General features: G+C 65.4%; 14 protein-coding genes. 6 read left to right on the forward strand and 8 right to left on the reverse strand.

Annotated features, from left to right (window positions below; translation table 11 throughout):
- Nucleotides 1-141 precede the first annotated feature (141 nt).
- Together NMQ09_RS10360 and NMQ09_RS10365 are read left to right on the forward strand one after the other, a co-directional pair.
- Entirely contained in the window at nucleotides 142-2,373 is a 2,232-nt protein-coding gene (locus NMQ09_RS10360) for a CDC48 family AAA ATPase (protein WP_255194506.1), read from the forward strand.
- Nucleotides 2,374-2,678: 305 nt separating this feature from the next.
- Entirely contained in the window at nucleotides 2,679-2,957 is a 279-nt protein-coding gene (locus NMQ09_RS10365; RefSeq protein ID WP_255194507.1) for a DUF8028 family protein, read from the forward strand.
- Nucleotides 2,958-3,021: 64 nt separating this feature from the next.
- On the opposite strand, the gene NMQ09_RS10370 is transcribed toward NMQ09_RS10365, so the two are convergent.
- From NMQ09_RS10370 to NMQ09_RS10380, 3 genes are all read right to left on the reverse strand, one after another.
- Entirely contained in the window at nucleotides 3,022-3,213 is a 192-nt protein-coding gene (locus NMQ09_RS10370) for a DUF8119 family protein (RefSeq protein ID WP_255194508.1), read from the reverse strand.
- A gap of 2 nt (nucleotides 3,214-3,215) precedes the next feature.
- Nucleotides 3,216-4,385 (reverse strand): hypothetical protein, encoded by a 1,170-nt coding sequence (locus NMQ09_RS10375; RefSeq protein WP_255194509.1) that lies wholly within the window; start codon nucleotides 4,383-4,385, stop codon nucleotides 3,216-3,218.
- A gap of 651 nt (nucleotides 4,386-5,036) precedes the next feature.
- Nucleotides 5,037-5,546 (reverse strand): OsmC family protein, encoded by a 510-nt coding sequence (locus tag NMQ09_RS10380; RefSeq protein ID WP_255194510.1) that lies wholly within the window; start codon nucleotides 5,544-5,546, stop codon nucleotides 5,037-5,039.
- A 337-nt stretch (nucleotides 5,547-5,883) separates the two neighbouring features.
- Here NMQ09_RS10380 and NMQ09_RS10385 point away from each other — a divergent pair, with 337 nt between their 5' ends.
- Nucleotides 5,884-6,183, forward strand: a complete 300-nt coding sequence (locus NMQ09_RS10385) for a DUF5658 family protein (protein ID WP_255194582.1) — start codon at nucleotides 5,884-5,886, stop codon at nucleotides 6,181-6,183.
- A 199-nt stretch (nucleotides 6,184-6,382) separates the two neighbouring features.
- Here NMQ09_RS10385 and NMQ09_RS10390 read toward each other — a convergent pair whose 3' ends face one another.
- The 5 genes from NMQ09_RS10390 to cofD form a co-directional block, all read right to left on the reverse strand.
- The gene (locus tag NMQ09_RS10390) at nucleotides 6,383-7,225 is read right to left on the reverse strand and encodes an alpha/beta fold hydrolase (RefSeq protein WP_255194511.1); all 843 of its coding nucleotides are present in this window, start codon (nucleotides 7,223-7,225) and stop codon (nucleotides 6,383-6,385) included.
- A 370-nt stretch (nucleotides 7,226-7,595) separates the two neighbouring features.
- The gene (locus NMQ09_RS10395; protein WP_255194512.1) at nucleotides 7,596-8,498 is read right to left on the reverse strand and encodes an RNA-guided pseudouridylation complex pseudouridine synthase subunit Cbf5; all 903 of its coding nucleotides are present in this window, start codon (nucleotides 8,496-8,498) and stop codon (nucleotides 7,596-7,598) included.
- The gene (cmk, locus tag NMQ09_RS10400; protein WP_255194513.1) at nucleotides 8,498-9,073 is read right to left on the reverse strand and encodes a (d)CMP kinase; all 576 of its coding nucleotides are present in this window, start codon (nucleotides 9,071-9,073) and stop codon (nucleotides 8,498-8,500) included. The genes NMQ09_RS10395 and cmk overlap by 1 nt, the downstream gene beginning before the upstream one ends.
- 60 nt (nucleotides 9,074-9,133) lie before the next feature.
- Entirely contained in the window at nucleotides 9,134-9,895 is a 762-nt protein-coding gene (locus tag NMQ09_RS10405; RefSeq protein WP_255194514.1) for a beta/alpha barrel domain-containing protein, read from the reverse strand.
- Between the two features lie 3 nt (nucleotides 9,896-9,898).
- Nucleotides 9,899-10,891: a 2-phospho-L-lactate transferase gene (gene cofD, locus NMQ09_RS10410; protein ID WP_255194515.1), complete on the reverse strand. Its 993-nt coding sequence runs from the start codon at nucleotides 10,889-10,891 to the stop codon at nucleotides 9,899-9,901.
- A gap of 150 nt (nucleotides 10,892-11,041) precedes the next feature.
- On the opposite strand from cofD, the gene NMQ09_RS10415 reads away from it, so the two are divergent.
- The 3 genes from NMQ09_RS10415 to NMQ09_RS10425 all read left to right on the forward strand — a co-directional run bounded on the left by NMQ09_RS10415 (nucleotide 11,042) and on the right by NMQ09_RS10425 (nucleotide 14,281).
- Nucleotides 11,042-11,860 (forward strand): alpha/beta fold hydrolase, encoded by an 819-nt coding sequence (locus NMQ09_RS10415; protein WP_255194516.1) that lies wholly within the window; start codon nucleotides 11,042-11,044, stop codon nucleotides 11,858-11,860.
- Nucleotides 11,857-13,503: an AMP-binding protein gene (locus NMQ09_RS10420; RefSeq protein ID WP_255194517.1), complete on the forward strand. Its 1,647-nt coding sequence runs from the start codon at nucleotides 11,857-11,859 to the stop codon at nucleotides 13,501-13,503. The genes NMQ09_RS10415 and NMQ09_RS10420 overlap by 4 nt, the downstream gene beginning before the upstream one ends.
- 76 nt (nucleotides 13,504-13,579) lie before the next feature.
- Nucleotides 13,580-14,281, forward strand: a complete 702-nt coding sequence (locus NMQ09_RS10425) for a helix-turn-helix domain-containing protein (RefSeq protein ID WP_255194518.1) — start codon at nucleotides 13,580-13,582, stop codon at nucleotides 14,279-14,281.

Genomic DNA, 14,281 nt, shown 5'->3' on the forward strand with positions numbered 1-14,281 from the left:
TCGGCCGGCGCCGGTGACTCTATATACCTCCGCCCCTGACCGTATTATGATAGTATCTAGCATGGTGGGGAAACTGAACGCTTGCAAAAAGTCTATCCGCCCCCGAACCGGAGGTAGGAACATCGCCGTCCATCTGCAATCATGAACGAAGTCCAACTGGAGGTCGCGAAGGCGTACCCGAACGACTCGGGTCGCGGTATCGCCCGACTCGATCCGGACACGCTGCTCCACCTGAAGCTGAGTCCGGGTGACATTATCGAGATCGAAGGTGCCGATAGCACCGCCGCGAAGGTGTGGCGGGCGGATCGGCAGGACTGGAACACCGACACGGTCCGCATCGACGGCTTCACCCGACAGAACGCCGACGTCGGGATCGGCGAGCGGGTGACGATCCGCAAAGCCGAGGCGACGAAAGCCGAACAGCTGGTGCTCGCGCCACCCGAAGAGGCGTCGGTCCAGTTCGGCTCCGACGCCGCCGGGATGGTGAAACGTCAGATCCTCAAGCGGCCGGTCGTCGGCCGAGACATCGTTCCCGTGATGAGTTCGACGAACCATCCGTTCATGCGCTCGCCCGGCCAGGCGATCCCGCTGATCGCCGTCGAGACCGAGCCCGAGGGCGTCGTACTCATCACCGAGGACACGGACGTCGAACTGCGCGAAGAACCGATCTCGGGCTACGAGAAGACCGGCGGCGGGATCACCTACGAGGACATCGGCGGCTTACAGGGTGAGATCCAGCGCGTCCGCGAGATGGTCGAGCTGCCGATGAAACACCCCCAGATCTTCAAGAAATTGGGGATCGAACCGCCACAGGGTGTCCTGCTCCACGGCCCGCCGGGCACCGGCAAGACGCTGCTGGCGAAAGCCGTCGCCAACGAAACCTCCGCGAGTTTCTTCTCGATCGCCGGCCCGGAGATCATCTCGAAGTACTACGGCGAGTCCGAACAACAGCTGCGAGAGATCTTCGAGGATGCGAGCGAGGAGTCGCCGTCGATCATCTTCATCGACGAACTCGACTCGATCGCCCCCAAACGCGAGGACGTCACCGGCGAAGTGGAGCGCCGGGTCGTCGCCCAGCTGCTCACGATGATGGACGGCTTAGAGGCCCGTGGGCAGGTGATCGTCATCGCGGCGACCAACCGCGTCGACAGCGTCGATCCCGCGCTGCGCCGACCCGGCCGATTCGACCGCGAGATCGAGATCGGCGTCCCCGACGAGGTTGGTAGGGAAGAAATTCTCCAGATCCACACCCGTGGAATGCCCCTCTCTGACGACGTCAACCTCCCACACCTCGCAGACGAGACCCACGGCTTCGTCGGTGCGGACATCGAGAGCCTGACGAAGGAGGCGGCGATGAAAGCCCTGCGGCGCTACCTGCCGGAGATCGATCTCGACGAAGAGGACATCCCGCCGAGCCTGATCGACCGGATGATCGTCAAGCGCGAGGACTTCCGGGGCGCGCTCGCCGAGGTCGAGCCGTCGGCGATGCGGGAGGTGCTCGTCGAGCTGCCGAAGATCACCTGGAACGACGTCGGCGGTCTTCACGAAGCCAAAGAGCAGGTCCAAGAGTCAGTCGAGTGGCCGTTGACCAGGCCGGAGAAGTTCCAGCGGATGGGCATCGATCCGCCGGCCGGCGTCCTCCTCTACGGCCCGCCGGGCACCGGCAAGACGCTGATGGCGAAAGCCGTCGCCAACGAGACCAACGCCAACTTCATCTCCGTGCGCGGCCCGCAACTGCTCAGCAAGTGGGTCGGCGAGTCCGAGAAGGCGATCCGCCAGACGTTCCGGAAGGCCCGGCAGGTTTCCCCGACGGTGATCTTCTTCGACGAGCTCGACTCGCTCGCCCCCGGCCGGGGCGGCGACGTCGGTTCGAACGTCTCCGAGCGCGTCGTCAACCAGCTACTGACGGAACTCGACGGACTCGAGGAGATGGGCGACGTCATGGTCATCGGTGCGACCAACCGTCCGGACATGATCGACCCCGCCCTGCTCCGGTCGGGTCGGTTCGATCGCCTCGTGATGATCGGCGAACCCGACACCGAAGGCCGCGAGCGCATCCTCGAGATCCACACCGAGGACATGCCGCTCGCCGCCGACGTCAGCCTCCGAGAGATCGCCGAGATCACCGAGGGCTACGTGGGATCCGACCTCGAGTCGATCGCCCGCGAGGCGGCCATCGAAGCGCTGCGCGAGGACGCCGACGCCGACGAAGTCGAGATGCGTCACTTCCGGAAGGCCTTAGAGAACGTCCGGCCGACGATCACCGACGACATCCTCGAGTACTACGAACAGATCAAAGAGGAGTTCAAGGGCGGCTCGAGGGCCGTCGAGCCCGGCACCGGCCGTCGTGGTAGCCGAATCGGATTCCAGTAATCCAGTAACTCGACCGGGTCGAATTCGACCCGCCGCTCTCCACTGGCTCTCACGGCAATTTATCACTTCTGTTACGGGGTTCGTACCGACCGTTCGATCGATCATCCTTCCTGTCTGATGGTGATTGTTAACACAGTTCGACTCGGTGGCTGAGAGAGGATCGTAAATCGTCTCGAGCGCGTTCGAACCGTCGTAGACTCGTCTTGAGAATCGATTATTCGAGTGAATCGTCGGAAATCCCTCGAAACGCTCGGGGGAGTATATGTGACGGTCGTCGGTTACTATGACACGTTACAGGTATACCCATGGCCAGCCCCCCTGCGACTCACGACCGTCGGACGTCATCGACCCGCGATGGGCCGTCGAACGCCCGCGAATCGGACGGCAGAATGCTCGAACGAGTGTCACCGACACTCGCAAAACCCGTCCGCGTTGCGAGCTTCTGGACGGCGATCGTGTTACCGTTTCTGTACGTGCCACTGCTCGCGACGGGACTGTCGGACTCGGCCGAGACGCTCACGTTTCTCGGGTTGCTCGCGTTGAACCTCCTCGCCCTCTACGTCGGACACTCGTACCGACGCTGACGCCCGGTCGCCCTTCGCGGCGGATCCCGTTCACCACAATCGTGTTGGCGTTTCGCCGACGTCCTCACCAGGCTGTAGTCACCACGACGTAACAGCCGACGCCGAGGAGCAACAGGGTGTAAAACTGGAGCCAGGACCAGCTGGCGGTCAACGCGAGGAGCGTCACCAGCACGGTCCAGAGACCGATCGCGGCGACGTCGGCGAGGACTCGCCAGGCGTTCGTTGCGACCGATCGGAGCGTGCGTGCGTGGCTCATCGTTAGAAGTGGTAGCCGTGTGTATCGGTCAGCTGGTAGGCGGCCGTTCCCCAGATGTAGTTCTGTCCCGGCCACCACGTCCGAGCGTTGTTGAACCCGGCGACGAGAACGCCGTCGTCCGGTAGCTCGGGGTCGTCGTAGTAGCTTACCGAGCCGCTGTCGCCGTCGGTCATATCCCGCTCGTCACCCCACCGGAGCTGACCGCGTCGGCAGAACTCCTCGGTGAGACAGGTGAACGCGTCGATCCCCTGAATATCGCCCGTCGTGTGTCCCGTCATCGCCCCGACCTTCTCGAGCGATTCACCGCGGGCGACGAGATCCGCCAGCCCCCACCGGGTGAGCTGACCGTAGACCTGCAAGTCACGCGGCCCGGAGATGGTGCTGTCGGGAACGTAGCCGGGAACCGGTTCGACGGTGACGACGTCTTCGGTTCGGTAGCTGTGACGAACTCGACCGATCGTCGACCGGCCGCCGTCTGTCATCGGAAGGACGAGCGGTTCACCCTCGGGATCGGCGACCCCGGGGTAGGCGTGGTACGCGGTCGTGAAGTACACCTGTCCGTCGGTCGGCTCGTAGAGACCCGGCGCGAGCGTCGCCACGCTGGTTCCTGCCTCGCAGCCGACGCCACCGGGGATCCGGCCGCCAGCCACCGAATCGAGGAGTCTGGGCTCCACGTCGTCTGATCTGATCCCATCGTCGAGTTCCTCGAGCCGTTCGATCGCCTCTACGTCGTAGGTGACGCCGTCGATGAGCGTCTCGAGGGTATCGATCGCGCGGTCGGCGCCGGAGGTAGTAACCTGTACCGTGATTTCGGCGCCACCCGACTGGTAGTCACCCGGGACGACCGAACTGCCGAGATAGCCGGCGATGCGGGTCCGAGAGAGGAGTTCGTTCAGCTCGAACGCTTTCGTGACCGACGCGTGCCACTCGGCTGGGACCGTCTTCGTTCGCCTCTCGATCGACCACGGATCGTTTCGATCGGCTCGAACCAGGGCGGTCGTGACGGTCTGCTCTCCGTCGGCACCGAGGACGTCACCGACGCCGAGGAGTCGGGCGGATCCGAGTGCACAGCCCGACAGTGCCGCCGCTCGAAGGAATTCCCGCCGACTTCGTCCGGTCGGGACGCTATCGCCGAGGGTTGTGAAAGGCGTCGAGTCGTCGGATGAAGACATGTGAATCGCGATCGAGACCGTCGCTCAGCCGTCCGTCTCGAGAGGGATACCGACGATGGATCCAGTCGAGGTACTCTGGTTGACGGCACCAGGGTGAAAGACGATTCGGCTTGCATTTCACGCCATTGATAATGGGCCTCGTACCGCCGTCGCCTGCGTGCCACCACTACATCGAGACGCCCGCGCCCGTTCTCTCGGACTCGAGTCGAGCGCCCGAGCCAGCTATCAGCCAACGTATAAGATGAGTGATGCGATACGACGATACCAGCTCGCTGTATCCGACCGGACGATTCTGTAATCCGATCTGACAGCACCTGCATCGACTTCGCCGTCGGCCGTCGCTCCGGGAGACGACCCAGACCGACGGAGGGGACCGACGAACTGACTTAATGACTGGACGAATGAACCTGAGCACTGGTAGCGTCGTCTCTCCCAGACACGTGTGTCTCCGTGCAGGTGACCACGGGGACACTGACGTCCGGATCGGAGGCAGTCGTCGACGTCGGTACCGGCGCTGCCCCCCTGGTTCCCGCCTCTCTCCACCCTCATCACCCCTCTCCGGTGTCACACGCCACCGGATTTCGGGCTGCGTTCCCCACACCGCTCGAGAGTTCCGAAACCGAACGAGAGCGACGCCACGACGAGCCGCCGTTACTGCCCGTCGAACGTCCACGTCGTCTCGACGTCGACGCCACCGACCAGCGTCTGGTACACGACGCAGTATCGTTCTGCGTACCGCTCGAGGGCGTCCGCCGTCTCCGCCTCGAGCTCGCCGTGGACGGTGTACTCGAGTTCGATCTCCTCGAAGCCGACCGGGACGTCCGCGTCGATACCGAGCGTGCCTCGGAGGTCGAGATCGCCGCTGACGTCGGTTTCGATCTCGGCGTCCACGCCGAAGGCGTCGGCGACCGCCTGTGCGGTGAGCTGTGCACACGCCGCCAGCGAGCCGAGCAGCAGATCGCCCGAGCAGGCGCCCGTTCCCGGGCCGGCTGCGCCCTCGTGGAGTTCGGCCTCGTAGATCGCCCGCCCGATGTCGACGCTACAGGAGCGGACGTCGTCCTGTTGTTCGCCCGTCGCCGTCAGCGTGATCGTCGCCGCCGCTGGGTTCTCCTCGTACTCGGCTTTCAACGGCTCCTGGTCGGTCTGCAGGTCTCGAGACATGGTACCAGCATAGTAGTCGGCTCGTCGGCATAGTTCTGTGGGAGAACGCTCACGACGGCTCCGGCTCACCGACGACGCGAGTCGGTCCCACGGGACGAACCGCGACGGTACGGGGCTCTTACCGTCCGGTCGTCGATCGGTAACGACCGTGTTACGGTCAGACAGGGGCGTCTACGGCTACCATAACAATGGGACCGGTTCCGGTACGCCGTGGTGCGGTGGCACACGCCACCACTCCCCTGTGGACGGCGACCGGTTCGACCCCGGTCGGGAGCGTATGGGTCTCGACGCGAATCGCGGACACTGGTACCAGCGGGTCGACCAGGAACTCGAGGCGATGGGCGACCTCGAGTGGACGCTCTGGATCGTCGTCGCCGTCGCGCTGGTCGGCGACGTGGTGACGACGTTCGTCGGGTTACACCTCGGGTTAGCCGAGTCGAACCCGATCGCCCGGGCAGCGATAAACGGCTGGGGACTCGTCGGGATGCTCGTGTTGAAAGCGTTCGCCGTTGGCGTCGCGCTCTGCTGCCGGCCGCTGTTGCCACGGGAGTTTCAGCTCGTCGTCCCCGCGGGGCTCGCCGTTCCGTGGCTGGTGGCCGTCGTCATCAACCTCGTCATGATCTCGACGGCGCTGTGAGTGAGCTGGACGGGCGCTCGAGTGGTGGAGGGTACCTTGTAACAACTGTCGATCATGTTCGCGTTCGCTATAGCGGCGCTATCTCTCAAAAACAGCGTGCTGAATACGGGGTCGTATCCAATGTGGCGGATTTGTTTCACCTATGGCTTTTCGGAAGACCCGAATGCACCACAGAAGTAGTGTGGGTGGAAATCACCGCTTAGTCCACGTCGCTGATGAAGGACAGCACCTCGTCGGTAAAGCGGTCTGGTGCGACGAGATGCGCTGCGTGCCCATGCCCATCGAAGGTAGCGAGTCGACTGTTCGGTAACGTGTCGTGGAGTTCCTCAGCACTCTCTTTGAGCCACCCGCTCTCACTCCCGACGGGAAGTAACGTCGGCGTAGAGAGGTCTTCGAACGGTGTGAGATCCCGCTCTCGCTTGTCCGCACCCGCTTCTAACTCGGGCAAGAGTGTTTGATGGAACGTCTCCACGTACCGGTCCCATATCGGTGCCGAGCGAATCGCGTCGAGTTCGTCCGGCGCGAATTGGGCAACGTCGTCGAGGAAGAGTGTGAGCGCCTGCTCGTTCTGCCCCGCTTCTAACAAAGCCATCATCTCTTCGCTCGTCTCAGCTATGCGGGCTACAGCCTCGTCGGAGACGATGGGAGGCTCGTAGAGGATCACACTCCGTAGATTGTCGATTCGCGGGGCCGCACCCAGTGCAACGAGCGCGCCATAGGAATGGCCGATGAGCGTCACTGGGTCGTCGATCGACTCGACGACCGCGACCACGTCGTCGAACTGTGGTTCTGGTTTCCCACTGTACTCGTCAGGGGACCTGCTGTCGCCGTGATACCGTCGGTCCATGGCGTGGACCGTGGTGTGTTCCGCGAACGTCGAACGGACGTCGCTGAGTTCCCAGATCTCGCGATCGACGACGGACCCGTGAACGAGGACGGACGGTAGCCCACTTCCCGACCGCTCGTACACGATTTCAGTCCCATCGGCGGACGTCACTGTCGCTATCTCTTTGTCTTCATCCGTATCTATTGTTTCGGACATGTGGCTTCTCACCCGATGGTTTACAATGTGGATTAGTCACATAGTTGCAACTGATGACGGATCTGCAGAGGCTACACAAAACCCAGTCGGTGAGTGACAGGACTGCCAATTCGACGCAGATCACTCGGACCAAGCGAAGTCGATTTGCTGCATCCAACCGCTGTATTCTGCGGACCGATTTTGACAGGTAACGAGACTGCTGGCGGTCACAGAGGTGCAAGGAGGAAGCCCACGACTTTAGTCGTGGGAGGAATCCGCCTGCGGTAACTGCCTCTCCTGTCCTGACCGCTCTAGCGCTTTGCCAAGCTTGCTCTGCAGAGTCGAATCCGTCGCCGAAAGCCGGTTCGACCAGCCGACGCTTGGCGGAGTACTAGACGAGTACTCGCTCGAGATCCACCACCGTCCCCGTCTCCGCCTCTGGATCGCCGACGAGCCGACCCAGGCAGACGGCCGCGCCGTCGGGGGTGTAGCAGGCGACGAGCGAGCCCCGATCGACGGCGGGGACCTCGAGCACGCCCGGCGCGTAGACGGGGGCGCCGTTCGCGACCTCCCTGGCTGCGCTCTCGGCGATCGTCACGTCCGGGAGTTCCTCGAGGATCCGTTCGCCGGGGTCGACCACCTCGTAGAGGCGCGTGGGGTCGTCGTCCTCGAGCCAGTAGGCGAGGGCGTCGAGTAAGTCGGTGGCGGCGTGGAGGTCGCGGTCGTCGAACGGCTCGGTGGCGGTTCGTCGGAGGTCGCCCATGTGTGCGCCCGTGCCGAGCGCCAGTCCGAGGTCGTGACAGAGCTTGCGGACGTAGGTACCACTCTCACAGCGGATCCGCAACAGGGCCTTCCGGTCGGTCGTCTCGAGTACCTCGAGGTCGTGGATCTCGCGGGTCCGGAGCCGGCGGGAGACGGCACTCTTTCGTGGGGGTTTCTGGTAGACCTCGCCCTCGAACTCGGCGGCGACGGCCGCGACGTCCGTCGGGACCGGGCCGTGACACTCGAGGACGGCGACGTACTCTTTTTCGCCCTCGAGGAAGGCGGGAGCGAGTCGGGTCGCGTCGCCGAGCATGACCGGGAGACAGCCCGTCACCTTGGGGTCGAGCGTTCCCGCGTGGGCGGCCCGGTCGATCGGCTCGGCGTCAGCCGACTCGAGGGCGTCGGCGACCGAATCGCGGAGCCAGCCGCTGACCTGATGCGAGGAGGGCCCCGGCGGTTTGTCGAGGTTGACGACGCCGAAGCTGAGGAGGTCGGCCGGCGATCGGTCGTCGGGTGGGCCACGGAGCACCATCAGAACTCGTAGTCGATCGTGACGGGAGTCTTGCCCTCGTCGCCGTCGGGGTCGTACTCCTCGACGGCCGTGACGAACATGTCGAGGACGGCGTCGGGCTCCCAGCGAGCGGTGTTCACCGAGAGGTCGTAGATCGTCAGGTCGCGGATGTCGATGCCGTAGTACTCCTCGTAGCGCTGGACCTCGCTCGCCTCGCGGGCCCGGGTCTCCTCGGTCGCCCGAATGGGGTCTTTCTCCTCGCGTTCGGCGATCCGCTCGCCACGGACCGAGGCGGGGGCATCGAGCCAGAACCGGAAGTCAGCCTGGTCGCCCGCGAGCCAGCCGGCGAGCCGCGACTCGAGGACGAGGTCGTCCTCGCGGATCGCGATCTCGCGCAGCCGCCGGTCGAGGTCGCGGTCGATCTCGTCGTTCTCCTCGGCCAGCTTGTTGAACTCGAGTGGGGTGTAGCCGCGCTCGTCGGCGAGTTGGCGGAAGATGTCGCCGCCACTGACGTGCTCTACGTCGAACCGGTCGGCGAGCAACGCCGCCGTGGTGCTCTTCCCGCTACCCGGCGGGCCGGAGACGGTGAGTAACATATCCGACCTCCGACTGCACAGCTAAAAGGGGTTTTGAATTGCCAATCGGCCGCAACGGGATCACACCGAGCGAACGCCGGGTGTGAGGTGGCGGTCGACGGCCCCACGAACCCGACCGAGAGTCACTGGATCGTCGCTCGGGCGGCCGACGCTCACGGCGTCCGCGCCGTAGGCGGCGTACTCGCGGACGGTCGCCTCGTCGCGAACGCCGTTGTTGGCGATCACGAACAGCTCGGTCGCGTCGGCGACGTCGGCGATCACGGATTCTGAATCCATCGCGTCGACGTGGACGAACGACGCGCCCGCGGCCTCGAGGCCACGAGCGAGGGCGGGGAGGTCGACGCCGGGGACCTCCGCCCGCACTTTTACCCCGACGGTCGCGCCCGTCGCGGCCGCAGTGTTGACGTACCGACACAGTCGCGGGCCGTCCCGCAGGAGCGACTCGCCACAGCCGACGGTACAGAGTTCGTCCTGTCGGCAGTGGGCGTTGATCTCGAGGAGCGCGTCCCGTCGCCGACAGATCTCGGCGGCCTCCCGAATTGGCTCGGCCGTCGTGGCGCGGACGTTGAACCCCGGCCGAATCGGGACGTCTTCGAGGGCGGCGAGCTGTTGGTCGACGAACGCGAGGGGATCGGGTGGGAGAAATTCGTCGCGGCCGCGGGCGACCAGCCGACGGGCAGCGGTGCGAGCTTCGGCGTCGAGGGCGATGCCGCCGAGAAACGCCGAGCCAGCGTACGTGGCGCCGTCGCGGGCCCACGACGCGTCCGACTGCCCGCTGAGGCTCGCCAGCGCGAGTGGAGGTGAGAAAGACGTCGATGGCATCGGTCAGTCGATCAGGTCGATCGCGTCCTCGATGGCCTCGACGACGCGGGCGGCGTCCTCGCTGTCGTCGATGGAGATGTCGGTCCGGACGGTCGGCCGATCGAACTCCGTCTCGTCTTCCTCGTCGATGACGAACGCGTCCGCGAAGGGATAGGCGGTGGCGAGTCCCGCGGTACTCGGCTCCGCGCCGACGGCCCCCATGAGATCGCTTACGGGGCCCGAGAAGGGTTCGTCGCCGACGAACGGCGAAACCGCGACGACGTTCGTCCGGGCGAGTTCCGCGCCGACGCCGGGGAGTGCGAGCATCGGGCCGATGCTCGTCACCGGGTTCGACGGACCGATCACGACGGTGTCGGCGAGCGCCTCGAGCACTCCTGGTGCGGGTTCTGCCTGCGAGGAGCCGCGGAACTCGACCTGGTCGACGGCGGGTTCACCCCCACGACCGACCCAGTACTCCTGGAAGTGCATCACGCCGCGGTCGGTGTGGAGGAGACTGGCGACGGGGTCGTCGCTCATCGGCAGGAGGTCGACCGGCAATCCGAACGCGTCCGCGAGGATGGCCGTCACCTCGCTCAGCGGCTTGCCCTCGTCGAGGAGGCTCGTCCGGGTGAGGTGGACCGCGCGGTCGCGGTCACCGATCGTCATGAACTCGGCGACGCCGGAGAACCGACGCCAGCGCGAAATCTCGCGCCCCTCCGTCTGCTGATCCTCGGGGAGGTATCGCGGCCCCTCGGGGAGATCCGCCGCTTCGGCGATGTCCATCAGCGCGTCGTGCGTTCGGTGGGTGTCGCCGTCGATTCCCCACCACTGTTCGCGGTCGAGGACGCCACCACCCTGGAAGAGAACGGTATCGACGTCCGGCGAGACGAACAGCCCACCCAGTTCGATGTCGTCGCCAGTGTTCGCGACGATGGTAATCTCCTCCGGTGAAAACGCAGCCCCAGCGCCATCTAACAGTTTCGGCGTTCCCGTGCCCCCGGAGAGGAACGTGACCATACCTCCAACTCTCACCGGGGGTACTTAATCCCTTCTCGGTCCCGACCGAGCCGCGGCGGCTCTCGATTCGAGAGGGTTCCTCGGCAGCCTTCGCCGAGGGTTGATATCCAAACGAGGAAGTACTTCATCCGAACTGTGCATAGATGGAGTATGCCAACAGTGATCAATGGCGACGTCGCCCTTCAGTACGAAGTCGACGGGCCAGCGCACGGCGAGCCCGTCGCCCTCGTCGAAGGACTCGGCTACGGGAAGTGGATGTGGCGCTGGCAACGTGAGGCGCTCTCGGACGCCTACCGCGTGATCGTGCCGGACAACCGAGGAACCGGCGACTCCGATGCACCCGACGGCCCGTACACGATCCGCGACATGGCCGCCGACCTCGAGGCCGTGCTCGCCGACATCGGCGTCGACCGGGCACACGTCGTCGGTGCGAGCATGGGTGGGATGATCGCCCAGCGGTACGCCCTCGAGTACGACCGGGCCGCGACGCTCTCCCTACTGTGTACGACTCCCGGCGGACCAGATGCGGTTCCGGTTCCCGAGGAGACCCTGGATCGAATGTTCGCCGTTCCCGAGGACGCCGACGAACGGGAGACGATCCGTCACCGGATGGCCCCGGCGGTTTCGGACGCCTTCTACGAGGAGTGCCCGGACCTCCTCGAGCGGATCGTCGACTGGCGCCTCGAGATGGACGCGAGCGAGGCGGCACGAGCGGCGCAAGGGGCGGCCGTCCAGGCGTTCGACGCGAGCGACGAACTCGGGGGCCTCGAGACCCCGACGCTGCTCCTCCACGGCACGGCCGACCGGGTGGTCCCGGTCGAGAACACCCGACTGCTCGCCGAGGCGCTCCCGAACGCCCGCCTCGAGCTTCTCGAGGGCGGCCACCACCTGTGTTTCATCGAGAGCGCCTCGTGGGTGAACGACCACCTCCTGCACTTTCTGTCTGGCCGTCCGCTGGAGGCAGTATGAACTGGGGAGCCCCCGAGTACGACTGGGTCGGCGACTGGAGCGCCCGACGGGCGTCGCTCTCGCCGGACCGGACGGCCGTGATCGACGAGACGGCCGGGCAGCGGTACAGCTACGGCGACCTCGAGCGACGGGCGAACCGGACGGCCCGACTGCTCGAGGAATACGGCGTCGCCGAGGGCGAACGCGTCGCGTTGGTCTCACGAAATCGAGCCGAGGCGTTCGATCTCTTCTTCGCGACCGGGAAGACCGGCGGCGTGCTCGCGCCGCTGTCCTACCGCCTCGCGCCGCCGGAACTCGCCGCGTTGCTCGACCTCGTCGACCCCCGGCTGCTGATCATCGAGTCGCCACACGTCGAACGCGTCGAGCACGCGATCGCCCGGGCCGACGTCGAGCCGGCGGTGCTCGAACTCGAGACGGCCGACCCTGCCGGCGGCTGGCCGACGTACGCCGACGCCGTCTCCGCCGACGACTCGCCCGTCGAGAAGCGGCCGCGGTCGCTCGAGGACCCACACCTCCTCTTGCACACCGGCGGTTCGACGGGAACGCCGAAGGAGACGACGATCACACACGGCTCGATCTACTGGAACTCGTTCAACACGATCACGGCGTGGGGGCTGCGCCCGGACGACGTCACGCCGATGGTGTTCCCGGTCTTCCACACCGGCGGCTGGAACGTGCTCACGCTCCCGATGTTCAACGTGGGCGGGACGCTGGTCATCGACCGCGAGGTCGAACCCGACCGCATCCTCGAGCAGGTCGAGCGCCGCGGGGCGACCGTGCTCGTCGCGGTGCCGGCCGTGCTGCGGGCGATGGCTACCCACGAGGAGTGGGAGCGAGCAGATCTCTCGAGCCTGCGGTTCGTCAAGAGCGGCGGCGGCCCCTGTCGGGACGCGATCGTCCGCGCCTGGCGTGACCGCGGCGTCGACTTCTCTCAGGGCTACGGCCTCACCGAGATCGGACCGAACAACTTCGCCATGCCGGACGAGTACGATCCTGCCAAGGTCGCGAGCGTCGGCAAGCCGGTGCTCCACGCCGACGCACGGATCGTCGACGACGACGGAACCGAACTCGAGTCCGGCGAGATCGGCGAACTCGAACTGACGGGCCCCCACGCGGCCGACGGCTACTGGCGCAACCCCGAGGCGACGGCGGAGACGTTCGGCGACGGGACCGAGGGCGACAGCGAGCCGGACGTGAGCGCGGACGACGAGAGATCCGCCGCCGGGTGGGTCTCGACTGGTGACCTCGCCAGGGTCGACGACGACGGCTTCTATCACATCGAGGGACGCAAGAAGAACATGTTCATCAGCGGCGGCGAGAACGTCTATCCCCCGGAGGTCGAAGACGAGATCGCAGATCACCCGGCCGTCGCAGAAGTGATCGTCGTCCCCGTTCCCGACGAGCAGTGGGGAACCGTCGGCAAAGCCGTGGTCGAACTCGCAACCGGATGGGAAGCCGGCGCAAGCGACGGCGACGAGCGGGACGTACTGACACTCACCGCGCTCGAGGCGTTCCTCGACGAGCGACTCGCCCGGTTCAAGATCCCGAAGTACCTCGCGTTCGTCGACGAAATGCCGGAAAGCGGCCCCTCGAAGATCGATCGTGCCGCCATCGAAGACCGGTTCGGCGGGATAGACCCATGAGCGACGTTGTGTATCCAGGGTCGACTCTCACAATAATTGCCAAACAGCTATGTTGGTTGGTTTGCAATAACACACCATGATCGACCTCACGATGGACATGGAGCAGTACGATTGTCCGTTCATCGATACGACGGACGATCACGACGTCTCCTTTCGAGCCGTCCAGTGGCACTTCGACGGGCGAGCCCGACAACTCGAGACGCGAATGATCGTCGAGGGCACGGACCGGGAGGGTCTCGAATCGGGGCTCTCGACGTTGCAGGCGCACTCGAACATGCGCCAGTGTGAGCTCTTCAAAAAGCGAGACGAGACGGCCCTCATCCGGACGACGATCGAGGAGACGAACGCCATGCGCGTGATTCGGGACAACGGGGGCTACGTCACCGGCCCGTTCTACATCGAAGACGGCCGCGAGCGCTGGGAGATCGGCTTCGACGAGGACCGGAGCGCGAACGACGCGCTCGCCGACCTCGAGCGCAACAACGAGTTCACCGTCGAGTCCCGCGACGCGTTCGAACTCGACGACATGTTCGACTTACTCGACAACGCTGACGCCGCGACCCGCCTGCTCGAGGGCTGTCGAATCCTTTCCGAGGTCGAACGCGAGACGCTCGAGGTCGCCGCCCGGAAGGGCTACTTCGACCAGCCCCGCGGCGCCACCCTCCAGATGCTCGCCAACGAGTTCGACGTCTCCGATACGGCCGTCTCGAAGAACGTCCGCCGGGCCGAGCGGAAGGTGCTCAAGCGGGTCGTCGAAGCACTCGAGTCGATGGACTGA

It is taken from the genome of Natronobeatus ordinarius, assembly GCF_024362485.1.
Classification (GTDB): domain Archaea; phylum Halobacteriota; class Halobacteria; order Halobacteriales; family Natrialbaceae; genus Natronobeatus; species Natronobeatus ordinarius.

What these genes read in the sequence shown, in the direction of transcription:
- NMQ09_RS10420 (WP_255194517.1), top strand. Translation starts at nt 11,857, where the DNA reads ATGAACTGGGGAGCCCCCGAGTACGACTGGGTCGGCGACTGGAGCGCC.
- cofD (WP_255194515.1), bottom strand. Translation starts at nt 10,891, where the DNA reads ATGGTCACGTTCCTCTCCGGGGGCACGGGAACGCCGAAACTGTTAGAT.
- NMQ09_RS10360 (WP_255194506.1), top strand. Translation starts at nt 142, where the DNA reads ATGAACGAAGTCCAACTGGAGGTCGCGAAGGCGTACCCGAACGACTCG.
- NMQ09_RS10385 (WP_255194582.1), top strand. Translation starts at nt 5,884, where the DNA reads ATGGGCGACCTCGAGTGGACGCTCTGGATCGTCGTCGCCGTCGCGCTG.
- NMQ09_RS10380 (WP_255194510.1), bottom strand. Translation starts at nt 5,546, where the DNA reads ATGTCTCGAGACCTGCAGACCGACCAGGAGCCGTTGAAAGCCGAGTAC.
- NMQ09_RS10390 (WP_255194511.1), bottom strand. Translation starts at nt 7,225, where the DNA reads ATGTCCGAAACAATAGATACGGATGAAGACAAAGAGATAGCGACAGTG.
- NMQ09_RS10405 (WP_255194514.1), bottom strand. Translation starts at nt 9,895, where the DNA reads ATGCCATCGACGTCTTTCTCACCTCCACTCGCGCTGGCGAGCCTCAGC.
- NMQ09_RS10425 (WP_255194518.1), top strand. Translation starts at nt 13,580, where the DNA reads ATGATCGACCTCACGATGGACATGGAGCAGTACGATTGTCCGTTCATC.
- NMQ09_RS10395 (WP_255194512.1), bottom strand. Translation starts at nt 8,498, where the DNA reads ATGGTGCTCCGTGGCCCACCCGACGACCGATCGCCGGCCGACCTCCTC.
- NMQ09_RS10370 (WP_255194508.1), bottom strand. Translation starts at nt 3,213, where the DNA reads ATGAGCCACGCACGCACGCTCCGATCGGTCGCAACGAACGCCTGGCGA.
- NMQ09_RS10375 (WP_255194509.1), bottom strand. Translation starts at nt 4,385, where the DNA reads ATGTCTTCATCCGACGACTCGACGCCTTTCACAACCCTCGGCGATAGC.
- NMQ09_RS10415 (WP_255194516.1), top strand. Translation starts at nt 11,042, where the DNA reads ATGCCAACAGTGATCAATGGCGACGTCGCCCTTCAGTACGAAGTCGAC.
- cmk (WP_255194513.1), bottom strand. Translation starts at nt 9,073, where the DNA reads ATGTTACTCACCGTCTCCGGCCCGCCGGGTAGCGGGAAGAGCACCACG.
- NMQ09_RS10365 (WP_255194507.1), top strand. Translation starts at nt 2,679, where the DNA reads ATGGCCAGCCCCCCTGCGACTCACGACCGTCGGACGTCATCGACCCGC.